Below are 24785 nucleotides of genomic sequence, written 5' to 3' on the forward strand. Positions count from 1 at the left end.
GCTCACCGCGCCAGGCTTCCAGGGTGCGGCCGTAATCGCTCTCCACTTGGTAAGCCTCAAGGATGCGCCGGTATTTCTCGGCCAGACTGACATCCGCACGCGGCAGCAAGTCCTGCAGCTGAGCCAGGCGATCACTGCGCTCATCCGGCAGGAACGGCAGGTCAGCGGCAATAAATTCACCCAGCACTTCGACCATGCGACGCATCTGCGGCGTTACCGCCTCCTGGGTGCGCTCGATGCCATCGAGTTGCTGCTGATAGCCGGTCAGCTCTTTGCGCTGCGCCGCCACCAGCTCGCGTAATTGAGCGTTATAACCTTGCAACGCTTCAGCCTGCTGCAATGCGTTACGGTACTCGGTAAGCATCTCCCGGCTGGCGTCATCGAGTTGCTCGACGCGCGCCTGCGAGGCCTTGGCATCGGTAGCCAGTTGCTGACTTTCATCCAGCGCGGCATCCAGCGGGGCCGCCGCGAGCGGCGCACTGGCCAGAACCAGAGCGACTGCCAGCAGGCGCTTCGGCAGAGGGATCATGGGGCATTCCTTGTTAAGAGAACGTGCATAAAGAGAACCATTATCAATACTAAGCAACTCGGTGATTGCCGCAGCAGAGTGCCGCAGCGCCTGCGACCGCAAACCGCCTAGTAGAGCGACAGAGACAACAACACATGATTGAGAAGTTAAAACGCTGATCAGCGACCACTCAGCACCCAATGGGGGCGGCAGCGTCAGCTTTGCGGTGAAGCGCGGGGATTGGCCGAGGGCCAGAGATAACGAGGAGGCGAGTGGTTTGCAGAGAGAAATGGCCGTAGGCGAAGCGTATTACGCGGCACCCACGCCAGGGCGAATAGCAATGCCATGCCAAGGGCAACACCACTGCAGAGCGGGCAACTGAAACTTGCAGAGTCGGACAATGCCCCCGGGGCCAGCGACAGATCACCACCGACAGCGCCCTGATCCAAACAGACGATTGCATACAGCCCACTGAGCTGCAGGCCCGCCATTTGCCCATGGGCAATACCACAGGCAAGCAGATTGAACAGGACGCAGGCATAGAGCGTCCAGGCAATCAAAGGGCGAGGTTGGCGGGCAGTATTCATGGCGGCAACTCTAGAACCCGGCTAACGGTAGCGCAAGACAACCCGATAAAAGCCATGACTGGATTAATTTGATAGCTGGCTACTTTATTGAGCTGGATCAACAGCCGAATTTCTGTGCGCACTAACATCGTACTCAGCCAATACGAACTGATGCTTTATGGGAGCACATCATGCGTACATCTCTGTTTACTGCCTCACTGCTGGCCTTGGCCATTGCCGCCCCGCTGGCACATGCACACCAGACTGGCGACATCATCGTGCGTGCCGGCGCAATCACCGTTGATCCTCAGGAAGACAGCGGTAACATCGATCATGCCGTACTGGGGAAAGTTGCCGGCAGCGGCGCGACGCTGAACAGCGACACCCAGCTCGGCCTGAACTTTGCCTACATGGTTACCGACCACTTCGGCGTCGAACTGCTGGCCGCCACCCCATTCAGCCATGACGTGGGCGTAAAAGGCATGCCAGGCGCTTTTGCCGGCCTCAACGGCAAACTGGGCAGCCTCAAGCACCTGCCACCAACCCTGAGCCTGGTGTACTACCCACTGGACGCCAGCTCGGCCTTCCAGCCCTATGTCGGTGCAGGCATCAACTACACCTGGTTCTTCGACACCAAACTGAGCAGCGAAGCGGAAGGCAAAGGCTTCAGCGGCCTGGACATGAAAGACTCCTGGGGCCTGGCCGCGCAGGTCGGCATGGACTACATGCTGACTGACAACATCATGCTCAACGCTCAGGTGCGTTACATCGACATCGAAACCACCGGTACAACTTACTTGGCCGGTGACAAGGTTAAAGTCGACGTGGACGTAGACCCGTTCGTTTACATGGTCGGCCTGGGCTACAAGTTCTAAGCGACCGCCCATAAAAAACCGGCCCTTGTGGCCGGTTTTTTATGGATCAACAGATTCATCCTTGCGCCAACAGACGGCGCAAACCTTCGCGCATCGGCGTCGCAGTGGGCAATCGGTAATGTGCCTGCAGACGCTGGTTATCAGCCCGCGAATGACGAATATCGCCGGCACGCGGCGCCTGGTAACTCACGGCCGGCAAACCACCGCACAGCTCGCCGATCTGCGCCAGCAGCTGATTCAGACTGACCGCCTGATTCCAGCCGACGTTCACCGCCCCCTCAACTGCTTGCGGTGCAGCCAGCGCCTGGGTCAGCAGCACAACTAAATCGTCAATGTAGAAGAAGTCGCGGGTCTGCTCACCATCGCCGAATACGCTGATCGGCAAGCCCTGCTGGACACGCTGGGTGAAGATGCTGATCACCCCGGAATACGGCGAAGATGGATCCTGCCGCGGGCCGAAGATGTTGAAGAAACGAAAGATCGCCGGCTCCAGAGCATGCTGGCGGCGATAAAAGTCCAGGTAATGCTCACTGGCCAGCTTGTCCGCCGCATAGGGCGTTAGCGGCGCCTTAGGCGTAGTTTCATCAATCGCCAGGCCTTCACCATTGTTGCCATACACCGCCGCACTGGAGGCGAACAACACGCGCTTGACGCCGTGAACGCGCATGGCCTCGCAGATATTCAACGTGCCGACAAAATTACTCTGATGAGTCGCCGCCGGATCATCCACCGAGGCCTGTACGGAGGCCACCGCTGCCAGGTGCGCTACGGCAGCGCAGCCGGCAACCGCCTGCGCGACCGCAGCGGTATCGGCGACATCGCCCTCGATGAACTGCAATCGCGGATTATCCAGCGGCAGATTGGCCAACCTGCCCATCGACAGGTTATCCAGTACCCGCACGCAATGTCCCTGCGCCAGTAGCGCATCGACCAGGTGCGAGCCGATAAAGCCGGCACCGCCGGTGACCAGAACAGGGCGAGAATCAGACATGGCGGTAATAACGATCCAGTAGGCCCGGCAACCCCGAGCGCCAGGCACGCGGCTTGATGCCAAAGGTGTGGAGAATCTTCTTGCACGACAGCACGGCATGCTGCGGTTCTTCAGCGGCATCCGGGCGCGCGCTGTGCGCCTGCGGGCTCACTTCATCGACCAGGTTGCTGCGGAAGTTGCGCGCCTCACTGAGCACCGCCTGCCCCAGCGCCAGCGAAGTGGTCGCCTCATGCCCGCCGTAGTGGTAGGTGCCCCACAGCGGCGTCTGGCAATCAAGCTGTTTGAGGACGGCGAGAATCACCCGTGCGGCATCGTCGACTGGGGTCGGATTACCGCGGCGGTCATCGGCCAACAGCAGCGGCTCGTCGTGCGCGGCACGCGTTAGAAAGCGTCCGAGCAAGCCATTGGCACTGTCATCCAGCAACCAGCCGAAGCGCAGCAGTACATGCCGTGGGCAGATCGCCCGCACGCGCTGCTCGAAGCGCCACAGCGCACGACCACGCAAGCCCAGCGGCACCGGTTCTTCCTTCTCACTGTAGGCAGTCGCCCGCGAACCATCGAAGACGCGGTAGCTGGAAGGCTGCAACAGGCGAATCTGGTGATGCTGACAGAGTTCGGCAAGGCGTTCGACAGAACGTTCCTGGACAGCAAACTGCGCCTCGCTGACCGCTTCGGCCTGAAACCAGTCGAAGTAGTAGGCAAGGTTGATTAGGGCATCGGGGCGGGTGTCATCGAGCAACTGGGTCAGACTGGCAGGATCCCAGCCCGACTCCGGCGGTTTCGGCGCGAGAAAGCCAATGTCTTCCTCGGCACCGAGGCGGATCAAGGCCTGCCCCAGCGCATTACCGCCCCCCAGCAGCATCAGCCGCATACGCATGATCGAGCGCTAACTCAGCAGATCAGAACGATTGTGGACCCCACGAAACCGCCTAAACCGATGAGAACGCAAAATTGAATGCATAAAAATCAAAACCCTTCATATCAACTTACCGAGGATAAAAAATAAACGTAACGAACAGGTGAAGAACACCTCTGAACCTAAGTAGAAACTTTACACCGTTTAGCTCCGACCACTGGCACGCGCCCGATCTCAGGCAGCATGATCGGCGATTAGCCAGTATCAAACAACACCATGGCCATCTTTAGAGAACCGCTTCAAGCCCCAGACCGCCAAGATTAAACATGCAGCATTTGAGAATGCGACATTTACTGAGCCTGGAAAATGTCGAGCAAATCCAGAGCGATTCAACATGGCCGCTTGCCGGACGGACGAGGAAAAGTATCTCCGCTGCACCGGTCAGGTTGCGCTCGCGCATCAGCACTTCGACGATGTGGAATAGCGACAAGACGACCTTGCGCATGCCATTGCGATTCATGCACCAGCTCAAGAGCAATGTGCTCATTGCCGGCTTATTGGGGGGGGGGAATACGCAGTGCGCGTTACCTACGTATCGAGTGGCGCACCAATCCAAGAGGCCCCCACCCGAGGATAGGTGCCTGCCGCCGAGTTACTTGGTCAGCGCGGAGTAGCTGTTCATCAGATTGCGGTAGTTAGGAATGTGCTCGGACAGCAAATTACCCAGGCCTTCAATGTCATTGCGCCAGTCGCCTTGCAGCTCACAGGCAACAGCAAACCAGTTCATCATTTGCGCACCAGCGGCACTCATCCGACTCCAGGCTGCTTGCTGCACGGTGGTATTGAAGGTGCCTGAAGCATCAGTGACCACGAACACGTCGAAGCCTTCAGCCAGGGCCGATAAGGTTGGGAATGCCACACAAACGTCGGTCACGACGCCAGCGATGATCAGCTGCTTACGCCCAGTGGCCTTGATCGCTGCAACAAAACTTTCGTTGTCCCAGGCATTGATCTGCCCAGGGCGTGCGATGTACGGCGCATCCGGGAACATCGCCTTAAGTTCGGGAACGATTGGACCATTGGGGCCCTGCTCGAAGCTGGTGGTAAGGATGGTTGGCAGCTCGAAGTACTTGGCCAGGTCAGCCAATGCCAGTACGTTGTTCTTGAACTCGTTCGGCGAAAAGTCTTGAACCAGGGAGATCAGCCCCGTCTGATGGTCAACCAACAGGACTACCGCATCATTTTTATCGAGGCGCTTGAAGGGGGTTACGGTGCTCATAGTTAACTCCTTTGAAGGTGAGATGGTGCTGCTACTGGCGGTCCACGCCAGCGTATTGTTTCGCTCGTAATGACGAGTGAAATCTGAATCAGCCAGCCTGCGGGGACAGCAAGTGGCGGATCTGAATCGCGATACCTGCGGTTTGGAACTGCCTGGCCAGTGCCTCTATACGCTGCTCGGCGCGGGTGACCCGGCTATGGTGGCGCAGGTGCTCAAGCCAGGACTCGTCGAAGAAGAATTCAAACCAGCGCTGCGGGTTTTCCGTGTCCTGCACCAGCCCCCAGGAGAACGAGCCATTGCGTTGACGCATGCGCCGCACATCGACCATCGCCACCTGAAATGCCGGCCAGTGCTCAGCGGCGATGTCATATTCGAGCGTGACCATCACCGGCCCGCGATCATGCGCGTGCTCATCAACCAGCATCGGCACGGGCCAGTGCAAAGACGGTGCGAGGTCTTCAGCATCGGTCACCGGCAACTTGAAGCGTGCCATCGCGGGGATGCCGAGCAGCAAGGCCAAGGCGGCCGCACACAGGGCAAGCGGAATCGAGCTATGGCTGGCGACGAAGCCCCAGAGCACTCCGCCGCCCGCCATGCTGCCGAAAAACACCAGAATGTAGATCGACAGCGCACGCGCGCGCACCCAGGCCGGCACCGAGGTTTGCGCCGCCACTTGCAAGCTGGACAGCACGGCGATCCAAGCCGCGCCGCTGAGCAGCATTACCGGGATCAGTGCATACAGATCGCGAACGAACGCCAGCGCGAGGATCACCAACGCGTATACAAAGCTGGCCAGCGCCACGAGCCAATCCAGACGGAGCAGGGGCCGTACGCGCGGCAGCACTAGGGCACCGGCGACCGCGCCAACGCCCACACAGCCGAGCAACAGGCCGAAATCTGCAGCGCTGCCCCGCAACTCGCTTCTGACGATCAGGGGGAGCAGCGACATGCCGCCACTGGCACCAATAAAGAACGCCGCAGCGCGCACCATCACCGCCTGCAGCGGCCTAGAGCTGCGGCTATAGCGCCAGCCAACACGGATCGCGCCAAACAGCCGTTCTGCCGGCAATACCGCCGAAGCGACCTCGCGCCGCCAGAACAACAGCACCGCGATCACCGCAAAGAACGACAACGCATTGAGCGCAAAGGTTGCCCAGGGGCCGCTCAGGCTGACCAGCACACCGGCAATAGCCGGACCAATGGCCCGCGCGACATTGACTCCGACACTGGAGAGGGCGATGGCCGCCGGCAGGTCGGCCTTCTCGACCAACTCGGACGTCACGGCCGACCACGCCGGCATCATCAGCGCGGTGCCTACACCCATACCGAGTGTCAGCAACAACAATAGGCTGACCGTTATCTGCTCGCTCAGCGTGAGTAAGGCCAACGTCATCGCCACGGTAGCCGTCCACACCTGAACCCATAAGAGGTAGCGGCGACGGTCGACAATATCGGCCAAGGCCCCTGCCGGTAAGGCAAGGAAAAACATCGGCGCGGAACCGGCGACCTGAACCAGCGCAACATGCATCGGACTGGCAGACAGCGAAGTCATCAGCCAGCCTGCACCCACCTCGTGCATCCAGGTTCCGATGTTCGAGGCGATGCTGGCCAGCCACAGCCAACGAAACGTCGTGTATTTCAGCGGACTCCAGGCTGAAGCACTCGGTGCGCTGTTCATATCAGAAGGCAAAGCAGGAACAACCAAACGCGCCCCAGAACCCCTGGAAGTCGCTGATTGGCACTCTAGACAGGCGTGCCCGCTCATGGCTGTGTGCATGCACGGCACAGGCCCCTACGCACTGATGCACCTGGGCAACCAATGGTGCGGACGGCCGCCAATGCCCCGGAACGTTGACCACTGGAGACCAGTCAGGCATCACCGGCAGCGTTGGCGGCGAGAGCGTGCCGAATTCCTCGGCGCCATACACCACCTTGCCATTGACGATGGTCAGAACCGACTCGATCCATTTGATTGCCTCGTCTTCGACGCTGAAGAAATCCGCCGACAGCGCCGTTAGATCAGCCAGCTGTCCCACCTTGATCTGCCCTTTCTTACCTTGCTCGGAGGAGAACCAGGCGCTGCCGTGGGTAAATAGTTGCAATGCGGTTTCACGGGGCAGGCCCTGCGGGTACAGCTCAAGACCGCCTACGGTGCGTCCGCTAACCAACCAGTACAACGAGGTCCAGGGGTTGTAACTGGACACGCGGGTGGCGTCGGTACCCGCACCAACAGGAACCCCCTCGGCGAGCATGCGCTGGATAGGCGGGGTCTGCTCGGCCGCCTGTTTCCCGTAGCGATCAACGAAATACTCACCCTGGAATGCCATCCGATCCTGGATCGCGATGCCGCCGCCCAGCGCACGAACCCGCTCAATGTTTTTCGGCGTGATGGTTTCGGCGTGATCAAAGAACCACGGCAGGCCATCGAAGGGGATGTCGCGATTGACCTTCTCGAACACATCGAGCATGCGCGAGATGGATTCGTCATAGGTCGCGTGCAGGCGGAATGGCCAGCGATGCTCGACTAGGTGGCGCACCACAGGCTCCAAATCGCCCTCCATGCTTGCAGCTAACTCAGGACGCGGCTCGACGAAGTCCTCGAAGTCGGCGGCAGAGAACACCAGCATCTCGCCCGCACCGTTATGGCGGAGGAAGTCGTCACCCTGGTGCAGCTTGACCGAGCCGGTCCAGTTCTTGAAGTCAGCCAGCTCTTCTTTGGGCCGCTGGGTAAAGAGGTTGTAGGCGATGCGCACAGTGAGTTGATCGGCCTTGGCCAACTCTTCGATCACCGCATAGTCATCCGGATAGTTCTGGAAGCCGCCACCAGCGTCGATGGCGCTGGTCACGCCAAGACGGTTGAGCTCACGCATGAACTGCCGGGTAGAGTTGACCTGGTATTCCAGCGGCAGCTTTGGCCCCTTGGCCAGCGTCGAATAGAGGATCATCGCGTTTGGCTTGGCCACCAGCATGCCCGTGGGCTCACCCTTGGCGTCGCGCTGGATTTCGCCACCCGGCGGGTTGGGCGTATTACGGTCATAGCCGACCACCCGCAACGCCGCCCGGTTAAGCAGCGCGCGGTCGTATAGGTGGAGCACGAACACCGGCGTGTCCGGAGCGGCCTGGTTAAGCTCATCGAGAGTCGGCAGGCGCTTCTCGGCAAACTGGAATTCATTCCAGCCGCCCACTACCCGTACCCATTGTGGCGCGGGTGTGCGCTCGGCCTGCTGCTTGAGCATGCGCAGTGCATCTGCCAGCGATGGCACGCCTTCCCAACGCAGCTCCAGGTTGTAGTTGAGGCCACCCCTGATCAGGTGCAGGTGGGAGTCGTTTAGCCCGGGCACCACAGTGCGCCGCTGCAGATCAACCACACGGGTTTCACTGCCGCGCAGGGCCATGGCTTCGGCGTCGCTGCCCACAACGATAAAGCGTCCATCCTTGATCGCCACAGCAGTGGCATTGGGGCGGTCACGGTCGACGGTGTGCAGACATCCATTAAAGAGGATCAAATCGGCGCTCATGGTGCTCCCTTTGGGGTTTGAAGGTGAGAGGCCGGCGGCCGCTGCAAACGGCAATGCGGACCAAAGAGCACCCGCCGCGCCAATAACAGAGCTGCTGGCGAGGAACCTGCGGCGGGCGCGGTCTGTTTCATCATTACTCATGCACGTCTCTCCCTTAACGCGGGTTCAGCCAGGTGGCAAAAAACGCTGTCACCCTGGGCATAAACAGGTAAACGACCAGTAGAACAATGCTCAAGGTGATCAGCGCGTTGCTGGTGAAATAGCCGCCCAACCAAGGGAGGCGGGCAAATAATGGCTGCCAGAGCGGAGGCACCAACAAGCTCAGCGGCAAGATCACCAGAAAGGTGATGCAGACCTGCTTCCAGCGCGCCGGCCCCGCCACGGGGCTTGGGGTGAACCAGAATTCACGCCCGGCCTCGACCTGCGTTTGATCACCGTCGGCGAGTAAAGGCCTTACCTCGTCGATCAGTGACCTCCGCGCACTGGAGTCCAGCCAGCATTGCAACTCGCCAGTCCCAGCGAAGCGCAGCACACAGACGAACTGCCCGACATCGCGCATGACATTAACGCCCAGGTGCCCAGGGTAAGTGCTGGCAATCTGAGTGGTCCGGCGCAGCCATTTTTCGTAGGCGGCTTCCTGTCCCACCTTGACCCGGTGGCGCACAATCAGCGTCACGACTTCGAGCTCATCCATAACCTCTCCCTAAAGAAAATTGCAGCCGCGCTGCCAACGGCACAGCTACAGGCGTTCCAAGGCCAGCATGGCTAAATACGACGAGCTGACTGCTGCTGGAAAAACGACCAGCGCTTGCTTAGCCCCATTGTCAGCGGTCGCTGGAAAGGGCGCGAGTTAAGGGTTGTTAATCGTCGTCACGACGCCTACAGCGGTGTTTTTAACGACTTCAAAAATTCACCTATCCAACTGATTTATATGTGTTATTTATTGTGCAAATTTGAATTTACGGAAAGTCTGAACAACATGTCGGGTAGTAGTGCGCAGCCCAGGCATACCCTCAGCTCAACACCGAGACCGATGTAGGAAAGGGCATGAGTCAACCATCGACCATTACACGCGAACACGTGATCACGCTGGGGCCCTACCGAATCTACCCACACCGGCGCCTGATACTTGAAGCAGAGCAGCCATTGCGCCTGGGCAGCCGTGCGCTGGAGATCCTGTTAATACTGCTGGAGAACGCCGGCACAGTAGTCGGCAAGGATCAACTGATGGCCCGGGTCTGGCCTGACAGCGTGGTTGACGAAATCAACCTGCGCGTGCATGTGGCCGCCTTGCGCAAGGTCCTGGGAGATGGCCAGGCAGGCCAGCGCTACATCATCAACGTGCCGCAGCGCGGCTACAGCCTGGTTGCCCCACTCTCGTGGCAGGTATCTGCTAACGACCTCGCCGACCTGTCGTCGAGCAGGCCACCCAGCAATCTACCGTCTCATCTGAGTCAAATAATCGGCCGCACCGAGGTGGTGCCGGCAGTGGTCACGCTGGTTCGCAAAAAGCGCCTGGTGACGCTCGTGGGGCCGGGCGGAATCGGCAAGACCACAGTCGCCCTGCATGCAGCCGAACTGCTGCGGGAGCACTACCCACAGGGCGTTTATCTGCTCGACTTGGCAGCGCTCAGCGAACCTGCGGCGGTGGCGGCGAAATTGGCCGCTACCCTCAAGCTACCCCGCACCGGCGATGAGCCGCTCGACGACCTGGCAAACTTCCTGGCCGCCCAAACAGTACTGCTGGTGCTGGATAACTGCGAACACCTGATCGATGTCATTGCCCGCCTAGCCGAAACCTTGCTGAGAGCCTCACCGCACCTGCACATCCTGGCGACCAGTCGAGAAGCCTTGCGTATCGAGGGCGAATATGTCCGGCGAGTAGAGCCCCTGGAATGCCCCACGCCAGGCGCTGCCGAGAATAAGGCGCAGACGTTGCGCAGCACCGCCCTGCAGTTACTCGTAGCACGGGCCAGGGCCAACCAGGGCGACTTCGAGCTCACCGAAAATGAACTGCCGCTTGCCAGCGAGCTGTGTCGCCGCCTGGACGGCATTCCCCTGGCGATCGAACTGGCCGCGGCACAGATTGGCAACCTCGGCGTGTGCGGCGTGCTGGCGCTACTCACCGCCGATTTCCGCTTACTCCCACCGGGGCGCAGAACCTCACTGCCACGGCAGAAAACCCTGTGCTCAACCCTGGACTGGAGTCACGATCGGCTAGCACCACAGGATCAAACCTGCCTCCGCCGCCTCAGCGTGTTTCGCGGGCACTTTACCCTCGAGTCGGCCATTGCCGTGATCGCGACCAACGACATCGCAGCGGACCAGGTACCCTTGTCTATAGATCAGTTGGTGGCCAAGTCGCTGGTGCAAGTGCAGATCATCGAGGACCGGGCCTATTACCGCCTGCTGGAGATCACCCGCTCTTATGCCCAGGAAAAATTATGCGACCTGGGTGAGCGCGCGATCATTCAGCAACGCCACGCGGAAAACTGTTTTACCTTACTGACCCAGGCCCAGCGCGAGCGAGGAAAAATACCGCGCCAGCTCTGGCTGGATCGTTATGCGCATGAGTTGGAAGACATACGCAGCGCTCTCAACTGGAGCTTTTCGGCAGCTGCGGCGTGTGTCCTGGCGGTACGCCTGACCATTGCATCGACGACGTTCTGGCAAGAGCTCTCCCTGCTGAAAGAGCATGAACGCTATATGGACAAGGCCCTGGCAGTCCTGCACGTCTAGGCAGCGCCAGCTGACACTCGAGTTAACACTCAGGCTGGCCCAAGGTAACGCCTAGCACCACACATAAGGCGACCTTCATCGAGTGCCTGGGAAAGACCCCGCACTTCAAAAATTTGCCGTCTCGTTCCTGCTTAACCGGCATGAGGTGCCTACACACGCGGGCCGGGGTTTACGCACGCGTTAGCGAGTGCGGCGACTCACCCAACTTGCGTCTGACCATGTGCTGACTCAAGCAGCTGCATGGCGAGTGTCTCCGCCGACTGCACGCGTCAAGTAACTCGGTTCGGCTTGACCCGGCGCATATCGAGGTAACGCGCATACCGCTCGCGGACAACGTGGAATTCATCGCTTTCCTGGAGCTTTCCCAGGGCATAGGCACGGGTGCAATTGAACAATCGGTAGTACACCACTTCATCAACCATGTCAGCCAACAGCAATGACTTGGCCACTAACTGAAAAACTGCATCGAAGATATCTGCGCGGCCCAACGTTTTGCAGGCAATCACCTTGATGGCCTGATCCAACGTGACGGCCACCTTAAGCAGCGCAAGCCGTTGCAGCACTAATTGCTCGCCGGGTGTCAACAACACATAGCTCCAGTCCAGCGACGCCCGCAGCGACTCTTGCCGAGCCAAAGCGCTCCGCCGCCCCTGCATTGACAGTAAAAACTCGCTTTGCAACTGTGCATGCAAGCCCTCCAGACCAAAGCCCGCGACGCGCGTGGCCGCTAACTCGATGGCCAGGGGGGAACCATTCAGACGCCGACAGATAGCCACAACCAGAGGCACGTCCTGATCACGCAGACAAAAGCGTTCCTGGTGGGCGACCACACAGCTGACGAACAGTTGTAACGCCGAATAGGTCAAAGCGTCTGCGGCGCTCAGGTGGGCCGACTGCGCGGGAACAGTCAGCGGCATCAGCCGCCGCACGCACTCCCCCTCAGCCAGTAGCGGTTCGCGACTGGTTGCCAGAATCGACAGGCGCGGAGCCACCTTGAGCAAGCGCTCGACCAACGCAGCGCAAGCACCGATCAGGTGCTCGCAATTATCCAATAGCAACAGTATGCGCCGCGGCCGCAGGTAGTCGCCGATACAATCGACGGGCTCTCGCTCGGAGATGCTCAGGTTGAGAACTGCGGCAACCTGAGGCGCAACCAACGCGGGGTCGTCCAACGCCGCGATATCGATAAAGACCACACCGTCTTCGTAGCACCCCACCAGCAATTCTGCTGCACGCAAGGCCACCACCGTCTTACCCATGCCACCTGCGGCGACCAGCGTGATAAGGCGTTGATCCGGAAGTTGCCGAACCAGCACATCCACAACCGCATCGCGGCCTGTTATCTGGGAGAGCCTAACGGGCAGCGTTGAACGAGGATCTTCAACCATAGAGGGAGGGTCGTCAGCTGCAGCGCCGTGCAGCTGGACAGCGGCCACGAAGGTATAGCCACGCAGGGGCACATTGACGATGTAGCGTTTGCCATCCAGCCCATCGCCGAGTGCTCGGCGTAAGGCTGCGATATGCACGCGCAGGTTGATCTCTTCGACCACGGTGGCAGGCCATACATGAGCAATAATGGCCTCTTTGCTCACCACCTCTCCGGCGTTAAGCAGCAATATACGCAATATCTCCAACGCCTTGCTACCAACACGCAACGGTCGGCCACCGTTCAACACCAGCCGGCGCTGCACGTAAAAGCTGAACGAACCGAAATGCAGTATTTCTTCGGCTTGACTGCTTCTGAGAATGTTCATGCACACACAGCGCTGCGACCACCGGCCCCACCCGGCACCGAGCGCCACTCCTTGTTGAGGGTTCAGGGTTATCGTCCCAGACAACCGCGCGCAGGAAAGACCTAAAAGCGGACCAAAACAGCCAATCAGGTGTCCAATACGGACCCAGAGGGCCTAACCGAACTGCCGTCGATACTGGCTCGGCGTCAGTCCCAGTCTTTCACCAAACAAGTGGCGCATATGCCGAACACTGCCGAAGCCACTCCGGTAGGCCACCGTTTTCAACGGCAGGCCGCTGGTTTCTAGCAGTCCCCTCGCGCAATCGATGCGGGCGCCCTGGACAAACTCCATAGGCGTCATCTTTACCTCGCGATTAAATACCCGCGCAAAGTGCCGTGTACTCATACCGGCCAGGCTGGCCAGGCGCTCTACACTAAACTCTTCGCTCACATGCTCGAGAACATAGTTCTGGACTCTGCTGACGGGCGAGTCTTCCTTTACCACCGATGCAACCAACGGGCTGAACTGCATCTGCCCGCCCTGGCGCCTCATTACCACCAACAGTTCCTTAGCGACGGCCAGCGCTAATCGCTTGCCGTGATCCTCAGCGACAATGGACAGGGCAAGGTCTATGCCGGTAGTCACTCCACCCGATGTCAGTAACTTGCCATCTCTGACGAAAATCTGATCAGTCTCGACTATGGCCTGGGGATAGCGCTTGGCCAGCCGTTCAGTGTAATTCCAATGAGTGGTAACTCGACGGCCGTCTAGCAGGCCTGCCTGCCCGAGAATAAAGGCTCCGGTACAAATAGAAGCGAGGCAACCGACTTCACAAGCCACTGTTCGCAACCAGCATTCGAGCCGAGGATAAACCTCTTTGTAGGCACTCGGCCCTCCGGGCACCAACAATACGTCATAGGGCCCTGATGCCTGGTTAAGATCCACATCAGCGTGCAGCACGACTCCGTTGGAGGCTCGTACTCGCAATTCGTCAGAACCTATTGTGGATATCTGATAGCAATTACTTGGCTCGAGAAAGCGATTAGCAATGGAGAAAACCTCCATGGGGCCGGCCACATCAAGTAATAAAAACTCCGGAAACAATACAACAGCAACAGACTTCATGGGTTCTAACCAACGGAAAGAGAAATAGTGAATCGCCACGGTTTTTAGAGCCATCCGGACGGTGTCCGGACCACCTCCGCGCCTATCCACGCCCACTGATCGCGCAGGGTCGATAGCGGGCCCAGCACAGCCCGACCGGCTTCCTTACCCGATGTTCGTCGATCGATGCGCAGAGGCAAGGGGTTCAAGCACAACTAACGACGATCCTTCGTGATCAGACGTCGCACCTAAATAGGCCACAGCCAGCCAACTATCGCCGCAAATACGCCGGCCACGCCTGCTGCGGTTTAGCGTTGGTAGCTCAGGAACGCTGCAGCCAGCGGAGGAAACCACCTTTTTTGATCGCCACCGGTTTCTGCACTAACAGCGCAGCGCTGTTCTGCTGGCGGAAGCTCTGCAGCTTGTGCAGGGCGCTGCCGACCTCGCTGCGTTGCTCCAGGCAGGTCTGAATCAGTGGCTTGTCGAGGCGATAGAGCATTCCCGAACTTAGTGCAGTGAAACGCGCCTGCGAAGGTGTGTCGTGGATGATGCCCTGCTCACCCATAATCTCACCTGGGCCCATGCGCCCGGCCTCGATGAAGCGCTCACCGTCAGGCACTGCAGCGGACACCACGCCGGTATCGATCACCAGCAACTGTTCGCTGACCTCCCCCAGTTCCAGCACCACCTGGCCAGCGCTGACGGCCAGCGGCTGCATCTGCTCGGCCAGGAGATCCTTCTCCTCGGCGCTCAGCGAGCGGAAGATCTTCACATCGTCGAGCAGCACGCGCTGGCGACTGTGCGCCACGTCCTGAGCCTCATTGCCGCGCAGGATGCCGGCGGCTTGCAGGTGGCGGTGGGCCAGGTCAAAAATCAGGTTACGCACCTCGGTCTTGTTGCTCTTGGCACTGACGTAACCGCTGATCTCGTACTCCACCGTATGCAGATCCGAGGCCTTCACAGTGACTTTGGCCTTGGGTGCCGGCAGCAGCGCGCTGACGCCCTGCAGGGTGCGGTTCAGCGCGTCAAGCACCCGCCGCGGGCGTACCTGCGCCGGTACGCTGAGACTGATGCTGACCTGGTGGATATCGATGGTGCGATTGAGGTTGAGGATCTTGGCCTTGGCCGCCACTGAGTTGGGGATCACCACCGTCCCGCCCTGGCTGGTGCGCAGGTGGGTGGCGCGCCAGTCGATCTCGATCACCTTGCCTTCGGTGCCGTCAATCGACACCCAATCATCCAGACGGTAAGGCTTAGTGGTGTTTAGTACGATGCCGGAGAACACATCACTGAGGGTGCTCTGCAGCGCCAGGCCGACGACAATAGCGACCACCCCGGAGGTGGCCAGCAGCCCCTTGACCGGCAGCTGCATGATGTAGGCGGCGGCCGCGACCAGGGCGGCGAGGAAGATCACCGCGCCCAGCACGTCTTGTAGCAAGCGCCCGGCGTGACCGCTGCGCGGCATCAGCAGCACGCCGAGAACCACAGTCAACGTGCGTGCACAAAGCAGCCACCAGGCGATGCCCAGCACTGAGCCGATCATGTTCAGCGCCGGCTCGGTCCAAGGCGGCGGCTGCAGCGGGCTCATACCAGCGTCGATGATCACCAGGCTATAGGCAAGGAAGAAACCCAGGCGCAACAGTACGCGCCAGATCTTGCCCTCCGCGGGCAACAGGCGCCAGCAGGCGAGGTCAGCGAACAGCAGGCCGACGGCAATCAGCAGCGGGTGTTGGTGAATCAGCGCGAGCATGCCGCACTCCGGGGTAGGTTAGAGCTGGTGGGGGTAAGCATGACTGGATCGACGGCAAAGGTGAACGCTCAGTGCTGCAAATCCTCTTCTAGAGCTGCACAACAGCTGCGTCCTGCTCGAAGACCTGCATCAGACAGTGGCGGGATCACGCAATGGCGTTTCGCGCGAGCGACGATGCTGGTGCCCTGCCAAAACCACCACTGCCGGCACGGAGTTCGACCATGAGGGAAACGCTGAAGAAGACTTCCTGATTTTGGCAACATGCGGACACCACCCGCCGAGTTTTCCAATGACGCAGATGACCTTCGCCGACGCCGAGTACGCCGGCAAGCGCAAGCAGATCTGCAATAGTTTAAGAGCTGATAAAAACAAGAAACCCCCGATATACGGGGGCTCCATCGTAAAACTTTACGTTTAAATAGAAGGTATTTCCTAGAACGGAATGTCGTCATCAAAGCTGTCGAAATCCGCGGCAGGCTGAGGTGCTTGTTGCGGTGCCGGGCGGGGCGCTGACTGCTGCTCACGCTGCGGCGAAGGGCGCTGTTGACGCGGGGCCGAGTCACCACCACCGGCGTTGTCCGGACGACCGCCAAGCAGCTGCATGGTGCCCTGCATGTCGACGATGATTTCGGTGGTGTAACGCTTAACGCCGTCTTTTTCCCACTCACGGGTCTGCAACTTGCCTTCGATGTACACCTGCGAACCTTTGCGCAGGTATTCACCGGCGATCTCGGCAACTTTGCCGAACAGCGACACACGGTGCCATTCGGTTTTTTCGACTTTCTGACCGGTCTGCTTGTCGGTCCACTGCTCGCTGGTTGCCAGGCTCAGGTTGGTGACCGCGTTGCCGCTCGGCAGGTAGCGGGTTTCCGGGTCCTGTCCGCAGGTACCGACCAGAATGACTTTGTTAACCCCACGGGCCATAACGTTCTCCTAGGCTTTCAGCACGCCACCGGCGCCGGCTCGATGAGGCGCTCAAGGGACGTGCGGTCCAATTGTTGGGTATCCACTTTGATATAGATGGCCGCTTCGTCGCGCACCACTACGGCATCCGCCACTCCGGGCACAGCCTGCAAACGCTCGGCCAACCCCGCCTCTTGCAAAGCCGCAGCTGAAAGCGGCAGACGCAGGCTGGTGACATACGGCGGTTCGCGCATAGTAACAGCAAAGGCCAGCCAAAAAAGAGCCAGCACCGCGCAGCCGGCAAACACTCCCGACAGGCTGTAGTGCTGGTACAGCCAGCCACCCAAGATGCCGCCGAGGGCTGCACCGAGGAACTGGCTGGTGGAATACACGCCCATTGCCGTGCCCTTGCCACCGGCTGGGGCCACCTTGCTGATCAGCGACGGCAACGAGGCCTCCAACAGGTTGAATGCAGTGAAGAACACCACCGTGCCAAGCACCAGGGCGCGCAGGCTGGTGCCGAACCACCAGAAGAACAGCTCACAGAGCAGCAGCACACTGACCGCGCCAAGCAGCACCTGCTTCATCCGGCGTTTCTTCTCGCCGTAAATGATAAACGGCACCATGCCGAAGAAGCCCACCAACAGCGCGGTCAGGTAGACCCACCAGTGCTCTTCTTTGGCCAGCCCGCCCTGCTCAACCAGTGCCAACGGCAAGGCGATAAAGCTGGCCATCAGAATCGCGTGCAGTACCAGAATGCCGAAATCCAGACGCAGCAGGTCGGCGTGTTTCAAGGTCGGCAATAGCGCCTGCTTGGCCACCCCCGACTCGCGGTGCTGCAACGGTCCGGCTGAGCCCGGCACCAGACCAGCGACGATGACAATACCCAGCAGCGCCATGGCCGCTGTGGCGAGAAACAGGCCAGACAAACCGAACGCACGGGTCAGCAGCGGGCCGACGACCATCGCCACGGCAAACGACAGGCCGATGCTCATGCCGATCATGGCCATGGCCTTGGTGCGATGCTGTTCACGAGTCAAATCGGACAGCAGCGCCATCACCGCCGCAGAAATCGCCCCAGCCCCCTGCAGAATGCGCCCGGCAATCACGCCCCAGATCGAATCGGCATTGGCCGCCAGCAGGCTGCCCGCAGCGAAAATCAGCAAGCCGACATAGATCACCGGCCGTCGGCCGATGCGGTCACTGAGCATGCCAAAGGGGATTTGCAGAAACGCCTGGGTCAAACCGTAGGCGCCTATCGCCAGCCCGATCAGCGCCGGCGTGCTGCCCTGCAACTCCATGCCATAGGTGGCCAGCACCGGCAGCACCATAAACATGCCGAGCATGCGGAACGCGAACACCAGCGCCAGGCCACCGGCCGCACGGGTTTCGCTGCCGCTCATGCGCTCGTTGTGCAGATCATGCATGGGAAAGGCCCTGTCGAAATAGGCGGCGATTCTAGCAGCACTCAAACCATGCGGCACAGCAGTGACGCTTTGCCGCGCCCGCCTCCCGAGCCGTATACTCGGTGGTTTTCCGCCCGCCATGGGAGGCCGTTGTTTGTGGACAAGATTCTGATCCGGGGTGCGCGCACCCATAACCTGAAAAACATCGACCTGACCCTGCCACGCGACAAGCTGATCGTGATCACCGGGCTGTCCGGTTCCGGCAAGTCGTCACTGGCCTTCGACACCCTCTACGCCGAGGGTCAGCGCCGCTACGTCGAATCGCTGTCGGCCTACGCCCGACAGTTTCTGTCGATGATGGAAAAGCCCGATGTCGACACCATCGAAGGCCTGTCGCCGGCGATCTCCATCGAGCAGAAATCCACCTCGCACAACCCGCGTTCCACCGTTGGCACCATCACCGAGATCTACGACTACCTGCGCCTGCTCTACGCCCGCGCCGGCATTCCGCGCTGCCCGGACCACGACCTGCCGCTGGAGGCGCAGACCGTCAGCCAGATGGTCGATCAGGTGCTGGCATTGCCCGAAGGCAGCAAGCTGATGCTGCTGGCCCCGGTGATCCGCGAGCGCAAAGGCGAGCACCTGGCGATCTTCGACGAGCTGCGCGCCCAGGGCTTCGTCCGTGTGCGGGTCAACGGCAAGATTTACGAACTGGACGAACTGCCCAAACTCGACAAGCAGAAGAAGCACAGCATCGATGCCGTGGTCGACCGCTTCAAAGCGCGCGGCGACCTGCAGCAGCGCCTGGCCGAATCCTTCGAAACCGCGCTAAAGCTGGCCGATGGCCTGGCGCTGATTGCCCCCATGGAGGGTGAAGAAGGCGAAGAGATCATCTTCTCCGCGCGCTTTGCCTGCCCGGTGTGTGGCCACTCGATCAGCGAGCTGGAACCCAAACTGTTTTCCTTCAACAACCCCGCCGGCGCCTGCCCGACCTGTGACGGCCTGGGCGTTAAGCAATTTTTCGACACCAAGCGCCTGGTCAACGGCGAGCTGACCCTGGCCGAAGGCGCGATCCGCGGCTGGGACCGGCGCAACGTCTATTACTTCCAGATGCTCGGCTCCCTCGCTGCGCATTACGGCTTCAGCCTGGAAGTGCCGTTCGATGAGCTCAGCGCCGAACACCAGAAGTGCATCCTGTTCGGCAGCGGCACGCAGAACGTCGACTTCAAGTACCTCAACGACCGTGGCGACATCGTCAAGCGCTCACACCCCTTCGAAGGCATCGTGCCGAACCTGGAGCGGCGTTACCGCGAAACCGAATCCACCAGCGTGCGCGAGGAGCTGGCCAAGTTTCTCAGCACCCAGGCCTGCCAGGATTGCCGCGGCACCCGCCTGCGCCGTGAAGCGCGCCACGTGTGGGTCGGCGAGAAAACCCTGCCAGCAGTCAGCGGCCTGCCGATTGGCGATGCCACCGAGTACTTCGGCAGCCTCAGCCTGCCCGGCCGCCGCGGAGAAATCGCCGAGAAGATCCTCAAGGAAATTCGTGAGCGCCTGCAGTTTCTGGTCAACGTCGGCCTGGACTACCTCACCCTCGACCGCAGCGCTGACACCCTGTCCGGCGGCGAAGCGCAACGTATTCGCCTGGCCAGTCAGATCGGCGCTGGCCTGGTCGGCGTGATGTACATCCTCGACGAACCAAGCATCGGCCTGCATCAACGCGACAACGAGCGCCTACTCGGCACCCTGCGCCACCTGCGCGATATCGGCAATACGGTGATCGTGGTCGAGCACGACGAAGATGCCATCCGCATGGCCGACTACGTGGTCGACATCGGCCCCGGTGCCGGCGTGCACGGCGGACAGATCGTCGCCCAGGGCACTGCCGCCGAAGTCATGGCCCATCCGGACTCGCTGACGGGCAAATACCTGTCAGGGCGAGTGAAGATCAAAGTGCCGGCCATGCGCACGCCACGGGACAAGAAGCCCTCGCTGAAGATCAAAGGCGCGCGCGGCAACAACCTGCGCAATGTCGACCTGGAAATCCCGATCGGCCTGCTCACCTGCGTCACCGGGGTGTCCGGCTCGGGCAAATCAACGCTGATCAACAACACCCTGTTCCCGCTCAGCGCCACCGCACTGAACGGTGCCACAACCCTGGAAGCGGCGGCCCACGACAGCATCGACGGCCTGCAGCACCTGGACAAGGTGGTTGACATCGACCAGAGCCCGATTGGCCGAACACCGCGCTCCAACCCGGCAACCTACACCGGACTGTTCACCCCGATCCGCGAACTGTTCGCCGGCGTGCCGGAGTCGCGCTCGCGCGGTTACGGCCCGGGGCGCTTCAGCTTCAACGTCAAGGGCGGTCGCTGCGAAGCCTGCCAGGGCGACGGCCTGATCAAGGTGGAAATGCACTTTCTGCCAGACATCTACGTGCCGTGCGACGCGTGCAAGAGCAAACGCTACAACCGCGAAACCCTGGAAGTGAAGTACAAGGGCAAGAGCATCACCGAAGTGCTGGATATGACCATCGAGGAAGCACGAGTGTTCTTCGATGCCGTGCCGGCCCTGGCGCGCAAGCTGCAAACGCTGATGGATGTCGGCCTGTCCTATATCAAGCTAGGGCAGAGCGCGACGACGCTATCCGGTGGCGAGGCGCAGCGGGTGAAACTATCCCGAGAGCTGAGCAAGCGCGACACCGGCAAGACTCTGTATATCCTCGATGAGCCGACCACCGGCCTTCACTTCGCCGATATTCAGCAACTGCTAGACGTGCTGCACCGCCTACGCGATCACGGCAATACGGTGGTGGTGATTGAGCACAACCTCGACGTGATCAAAACCGCCGACTGGCTGGTGGATCTCGGCCCTGAGGGTGGTTCCAAAGGCGGCCAGATCATCGCAGTCGGCACGCCTGAAGAAGTCGCCGAGATGGCGCAGTCGCATACCGGCTACTTCCTCAAACCACTGCTGGAACGTGATCGCGACTAAGCCCGCGCACAACAAAAAGCCCCGCACATGCGGGGCTTTTTGTTGTGCGCAGAATGCTTACATCTGCATTTGCAGGTAGTTCTCCAGCCCAATTCTGTCGATCAAGCCGAGCTGAACCTCCAGCCAGTAGGCGTGATCTTCTTCGGTGTCCTTGAGTTGCACCAGCAAGATGTCGCGGGTCTGGTAATCCTGATGCTGCTCGCACAAGGCGATGCCTTTGCTCAGGGCCGCGCGTACGTGATATTCCAGCGCGAGGTCGAGCTTGAGCATCTCCGGCACGCTCTGGCCGACGCGGAAGCTGTCAGGAACCATGTCCGGCGTACCCTCGAGAAACAGAATGCGCTTGAGGATGGCATCAGCGTGCTGAGTTTCCTCTTCCATTTCATGGTTGATCCGTTCGTACAGCTTGCTGAAACCCCAATCCTCATACAGACGCGAATGCACGAAGTACTGATCACGAGCCGCCAGCTCACCTTTGAGCAGCACTTTCAGGTAATCGATAACTTCTATGTGGCCTTTCATGGGTATTTTCCTTAGCAAGCAGCGAACATGGACTAATGCTGGTAGCCCACAGCCTCCGGGTCAAGCCGAGCGTACCCGCGGTGTATGAAAACGTCAGCACGGGACTTATTCCAACCATAAAAAAACCGGGCAAGGCCCGGTTTTTTATACAACCTACGACTTACTCAGCGTCTACAGCTGCACCAGCGACCGGACGGTCAACCAGCTCAACATAAGCCATTGGAGCATTGTCGCCAGTGCGGAAACCGCACTTGAGGATACGCAGGTAACCGCCCTGACGGGTGGCGTAGCGCTTGCCCAGGTCGTTGAACAGCTTGCCGACGATGGCTTTCGAACGGGTACGATCGAAGGCCAGACGACGGTTGGCAACGCTGTCTTCTTTAGCCAGAGTAATCAGCGGCTCGGCAACGCGACGCAGCTCTTTGGCTTTCGGCAGAGTAGTTTTGATCAGCTCATGCTCGAACAGCGATACCGCCATGTTCTGGAACATGGCCTTGCGGTGTGCGCTGGTGCGGCTGAGGTGACGGCCACTTTTACGATGACGCATGGTTCAATTCCTTACCAAACTCACGTTCGGTGATGATGACGATCAGGCAGTCGCCTTATCGTCTTTCTTCAGACTTGCCGGCGGCCAGTTGTCGAGGCGCATACCGAGGGACAGACCGCGAGAGGCCAGAACATCCTTGATTTCAGTCAAGGATTTCTTGCCCAGGTTCGGGGTTTTCAACAGTTCTACTTCGGTGCGCTGAATCAGATCACCGATGTAGTAAATGTTCTCTGCCTTGAGGCAGTTAGCCGAACGCACAGTCAGTTCCAGGTCATCAACCGGACGGAGGAGAATCGGATCGATCTCATCTTCCTGCTCGATAACAACGGGCTCACTGTCACCTTTGAGGTCGACGAACGCAGCCAACTGCTGTTGCAGAATAGTTGCAGCGCGGCGAATAGCCTCTTCAGGATCCAGAGTACCGTTGGTCTCCAGGTCGATAACCAGTTTGTCCAGGTTGGTACGCTGCTCAACACGAGCGTTTTCCACCACATACGACACACGGCGTACCGGACTAAACGAAGCATCCAGCTGCAAGCGACCAATGCTGCGGCTTTCATCTTCATCGCTCTGACGAGCGTCAGCCGGCTCATAGCCGCGACCACGAGCTATGGTGAGCTTCATGTTCAGCGCGCCAGTGGAAGCCAGGTTGGCGATTACGTGGTCGCCATTGACGATTTCGACATCGTGATCCAGCTGAATATCGGCAGCGGTAACTACGCCCGAGCCCTTCTTCGCCAGAGTCAGAGTCACTTCGTCACGACCGTGCAGTTTGACAGCCAGACCTTTCAGGTTGAGCAGGATTTCTATGACGTCTTCCTGAACACCTTCGATGGCGGAGTACTCATGGAGTACACCGTCAATCTCGGCCTCGACTACTGCACAGCCAGGCATGGAGGACAACAAGATGCGACGCAGCGCGTTGCCCAGGGTATGGCCGAAACCACGCTCGAGAGGCTCGAGAGTGATCTTGGCGCGGGTCGAACTGACCACCTGCACATCAATGTGACGGGGGGTCAGGAACTCATTTACCGAAATCTGCATGGATGCACCTATTTTCTAGCCCTTACTTGGAGTAGAGCTCGACAATCAGGCTTTCGTTGATGTCAGCGGAGAGATCACTGCGCGCCGGGACGTTTTTAAACACGCCAGACTTCTTCTCAGTGTCTACATCTACCCATTCAACGCGGCCACGCTGGGCACACAGCTCAAGAGCTTGAACAATGCGCAGCTGATTCTTCGATTTCTCGCGAACTGCAACCACGTCACCAGCTTTAACCTGGTAGGACGGGACGTTAACAGTTTTACCGTTTACGCTGATCGACTTGTGCGATACCAGCTGACGGGACTCAGCGCGAGTAGCACCGAAGCCCATGCGGTAAACCACGTTATCCAGACGGCATTCGAGCAGTTGCAGCAGGTTCTCACCAGTAGCGCCTTTCTTGCCGGCAGCTTCTTTGTAATAACCGCTGAATTGACGCTCAAGCACACCGTAGATACGACGAACTTTTTGTTTCTCACGCAGCTGGGTGCCGTAGTCGGACTGACGGCCACGGCGCTGACCGTGAATACCTGGGGCTGCTTCGATGTTGCACTTCGATTCCAGAGCGCGTACACCGCTTTTCAGGAAAAGATCTGTGCCTTCACGACGAGACAGTTTGCACTTGGGACCAATGTAACGAGCCATTTCTCACTGTCTCCTGATTACACGCGACGCTTCTTCGAAGGACGGCACCCGTTATGCGGGATTGGCGTCACATCGGTGATGCTGGCGATCTTATAGCCACAGCCGTTCAAAGCACGGACAGCGGACTCACGACCCGGACCTGGACCCTTGACGTTAACGTCGAGGTTCTTCAGACCGTATTCCAGCGCAGCTTGACCAGCACGTTCTGCAGCCACCTGGGCAGCGAACGGGGTGCTTTTACGCGAACCGCGGAAACCCGAACCACCAGAGGTAGCCCAAGACAGAGCGTTGCCCTGACGGTCAGTAATGGTCACGATTGTGTTGTTGAAAGAAGCGTGGATGTGGGCGATGCCATCAACCACCGTCTTTTTGACTTTCTTACGAGTACGAGCAGCAGGTTTTGCCATGACTAGATTCCTGTCGATGCGCGAATGCGATTACTTGCGGATCGGCTTACGCGGGCCCTTACGGGTACGCGCGTTGGTCTTGGTACGCTGACCGCGAACCGGCAGACCACGACGATGACGCAGGCCGCGGTAGCAACCCAGGTCCATCAAGCGCTTGATTTTCATGTTCACTTCACGACGCAGGTCACCTTCGGTATTCACCTTGGCTACTTCGCCACGCAGCTGCTCGATCTGCTCGTCAGAGAGATCTTTGATTTTTGCTGCCGGGTTTACACCGGTAGCAGCACAGATTTTCTGTGCAGTAGTGCGACCAACACCATAGATGTAGGTCAGCGAGATAACAGTGTGCTTGTTATCCGGAATGTTAACGCCTGCAATACGGGCCATTCAGTGGAACTCCAAT

Annotated in this window: 23 protein-coding genes; 3 read left to right on the forward strand and 20 right to left on the reverse strand. The window is 59.5% G+C overall.

Annotation, left to right across the window (positions count from 1 at the left end; translation table 11 throughout):
• Together DBR00_RS09655 and DBR00_RS09660 are read right to left on the reverse strand one after the other, a co-directional pair.
• Nucleotides 1-529, reverse strand: a 529-nt coding sequence (locus tag DBR00_RS09655) for a DUF3450 domain-containing protein (RefSeq protein ID WP_256582961.1), incomplete at its 3' end; no start/stop codon positions are given.
• Nucleotides 530-723: 194 nt separating this feature from the next.
• Nucleotides 724-1095 carry a DUF2946 domain-containing protein gene (locus DBR00_RS09660; protein ID WP_108487764.1) on the reverse strand — a complete coding sequence of 124 codons (372 nt, stop codon included), beginning with the start codon at nt 1093-1095 and terminating at the stop codon, nt 724-726.
• A gap of 170 nt (nt 1096-1265) precedes the next feature.
• Here DBR00_RS09660 and DBR00_RS09665 point away from each other — a divergent pair, with 170 nt between their 5' ends.
• Entirely contained in the window at nt 1266-1949 is a 684-nt protein-coding gene (locus DBR00_RS09665; protein WP_108487762.1) for an OmpW family protein, read from the forward strand.
• A gap of 55 nt (nt 1950-2004) precedes the next feature.
• Here DBR00_RS09665 and DBR00_RS09670 read toward each other — a convergent pair whose 3' ends face one another.
• The 7 genes from DBR00_RS09670 to DBR00_RS09700 all read right to left on the reverse strand — a co-directional run bounded on the left by DBR00_RS09670 (nt 2005) and on the right by DBR00_RS09700 (nt 9287).
• A complete protein-coding gene (locus DBR00_RS09670) occupies nt 2005-2940 on the reverse strand; it encodes an NAD-dependent epimerase/dehydratase family protein (RefSeq protein WP_108487760.1) in 936 nt (311 codons plus the stop codon).
• A complete protein-coding gene (locus DBR00_RS09675) occupies nt 2933-3817 on the reverse strand; it encodes a sugar nucleotide-binding protein (protein ID WP_108487758.1) in 885 nt (294 codons plus the stop codon). Before DBR00_RS09675 ends, DBR00_RS09670 begins: the two co-directional genes overlap by 8 nt.
• A gap of 265 nt (nt 3818-4082) precedes the next feature.
• Nucleotides 4083-4316 (reverse strand): hypothetical protein, encoded by a 234-nt coding sequence (locus DBR00_RS09680; RefSeq protein WP_108487756.1) that lies wholly within the window; start codon nt 4314-4316, stop codon nt 4083-4085.
• 132 nt (nt 4317-4448) lie between these two features.
• Nucleotides 4449-5075: an isochorismate family cysteine hydrolase YcaC gene (gene ycaC, locus DBR00_RS09685; protein ID WP_108487755.1), complete on the reverse strand. Its 627-nt coding sequence runs from the start codon at nt 5073-5075 to the stop codon at nt 4449-4451.
• 88 nt (nt 5076-5163) lie between these two features.
• The gene (locus DBR00_RS09690) at nt 5164-6753 is read right to left on the reverse strand and encodes an MFS transporter (protein ID WP_108487753.1); all 1590 of its coding nucleotides are present in this window, start codon (nt 6751-6753) and stop codon (nt 5164-5166) included.
• A 1-nt stretch (nt 6754) separates the two neighbouring features.
• Nucleotides 6755-8593, reverse strand: a complete 1839-nt coding sequence (locus tag DBR00_RS09695) for an amidohydrolase (RefSeq protein WP_177479943.1) — start codon at nt 8591-8593, stop codon at nt 6755-6757.
• Nucleotides 8594-8747: 154 nt separating this feature from the next.
• Nucleotides 8748-9287, reverse strand: coding sequence for an antibiotic biosynthesis monooxygenase (locus tag DBR00_RS09700; protein ID WP_177479945.1), 540 nt, complete (start codon nt 9285-9287; stop codon nt 8748-8750).
• 353 nt (nt 9288-9640) lie between these two features.
• Between DBR00_RS09700 and DBR00_RS09705 the strand changes: the two genes are divergently transcribed.
• Nucleotides 9641-11332 (forward strand): winged helix-turn-helix domain-containing protein, encoded by a 1692-nt coding sequence (locus DBR00_RS09705; protein WP_108487749.1) that lies wholly within the window; start codon nt 9641-9643, stop codon nt 11330-11332.
• 269 nt (nt 11333-11601) lie between these two features.
• On the opposite strand, the gene DBR00_RS09710 is transcribed toward DBR00_RS09705, so the two are convergent.
• From DBR00_RS09710 to DBR00_RS09730, 5 genes are all read right to left on the reverse strand, one after another.
• Nucleotides 11602-13086, reverse strand: a complete 1485-nt coding sequence (locus tag DBR00_RS09710) for a winged helix-turn-helix domain-containing protein (protein WP_108487747.1) — start codon at nt 13084-13086, stop codon at nt 11602-11604.
• A gap of 153 nt (nt 13087-13239) precedes the next feature.
• A complete protein-coding gene (locus DBR00_RS09715; protein WP_108487769.1) occupies nt 13240-14190 on the reverse strand; it encodes a GlxA family transcriptional regulator in 951 nt (316 codons plus the stop codon).
• Between the two features lie 301 nt (nt 14191-14491).
• Nucleotides 14492-15919 (reverse strand): mechanosensitive ion channel family protein, encoded by a 1428-nt coding sequence (locus DBR00_RS09720; protein WP_108487745.1) that lies wholly within the window; start codon nt 15917-15919, stop codon nt 14492-14494.
• 432 nt (nt 15920-16351) lie between these two features.
• Complete coding sequence (locus tag DBR00_RS09725; protein WP_108487742.1) at nt 16352-16843, reverse strand: single-stranded DNA-binding protein; 492 nt, start codon at nt 16841-16843, stop codon at nt 16352-16354.
• 17 nt (nt 16844-16860) lie between these two features.
• A complete protein-coding gene (locus tag DBR00_RS09730; protein WP_108487740.1) occupies nt 16861-18249 on the reverse strand; it encodes an MFS transporter in 1389 nt (462 codons plus the stop codon).
• Nucleotides 18250-18384: 135 nt separating this feature from the next.
• On the opposite strand from DBR00_RS09730, the gene uvrA reads away from it, so the two are divergent.
• Entirely contained in the window at nt 18385-21219 is a 2835-nt protein-coding gene (gene uvrA, locus DBR00_RS09735) for an excinuclease ABC subunit UvrA (RefSeq protein WP_108487768.1), read from the forward strand.
• Between the two features lie 57 nt (nt 21220-21276).
• Here uvrA and bfr read toward each other — a convergent pair whose 3' ends face one another.
• The 6 genes from bfr to rpsM form a co-directional block, all read right to left on the reverse strand.
• Nucleotides 21277-21741 (reverse strand): bacterioferritin, encoded by a 465-nt coding sequence (gene bfr, locus DBR00_RS09740; protein ID WP_108487738.1) that lies wholly within the window; start codon nt 21739-21741, stop codon nt 21277-21279.
• A gap of 160 nt (nt 21742-21901) precedes the next feature.
• Nucleotides 21902-22288 (reverse strand): 50S ribosomal protein L17, encoded by a 387-nt coding sequence (gene rplQ / locus DBR00_RS09745; RefSeq protein WP_069519894.1) that lies wholly within the window; start codon nt 22286-22288, stop codon nt 21902-21904.
• Nucleotides 22289-22330: 42 nt separating this feature from the next.
• A complete protein-coding gene (gene rpoA, locus DBR00_RS09750) occupies nt 22331-23332 on the reverse strand; it encodes a DNA-directed RNA polymerase subunit alpha (RefSeq protein WP_090255780.1) in 1002 nt (333 codons plus the stop codon).
• 22 nt (nt 23333-23354) lie between these two features.
• Entirely contained in the window at nt 23355-23975 is a 621-nt protein-coding gene (gene rpsD, locus DBR00_RS09755) for a 30S ribosomal protein S4 (RefSeq protein WP_108487737.1), read from the reverse strand.
• Between the two features lie 17 nt (nt 23976-23992).
• Nucleotides 23993-24382 carry a 30S ribosomal protein S11 gene (rpsK, locus tag DBR00_RS09760; RefSeq protein WP_013789773.1) on the reverse strand — a complete coding sequence of 130 codons (390 nt, stop codon included), beginning with the start codon at nt 24380-24382 and terminating at the stop codon, nt 23993-23995.
• A gap of 30 nt (nt 24383-24412) precedes the next feature.
• The gene (rpsM, locus tag DBR00_RS09765) at nt 24413-24769 is read right to left on the reverse strand and encodes a 30S ribosomal protein S13 (RefSeq protein ID WP_058070007.1); all 357 of its coding nucleotides are present in this window, start codon (nt 24767-24769) and stop codon (nt 24413-24415) included.
• Nucleotides 24770-24785 lie beyond the last annotated feature (16 nt).

Source organism: Pseudomonas sp. HMWF032 (assembly GCF_003060885.1).
Taxonomy (GTDB): domain Bacteria; phylum Pseudomonadota; class Gammaproteobacteria; order Pseudomonadales; family Pseudomonadaceae; genus Aquipseudomonas.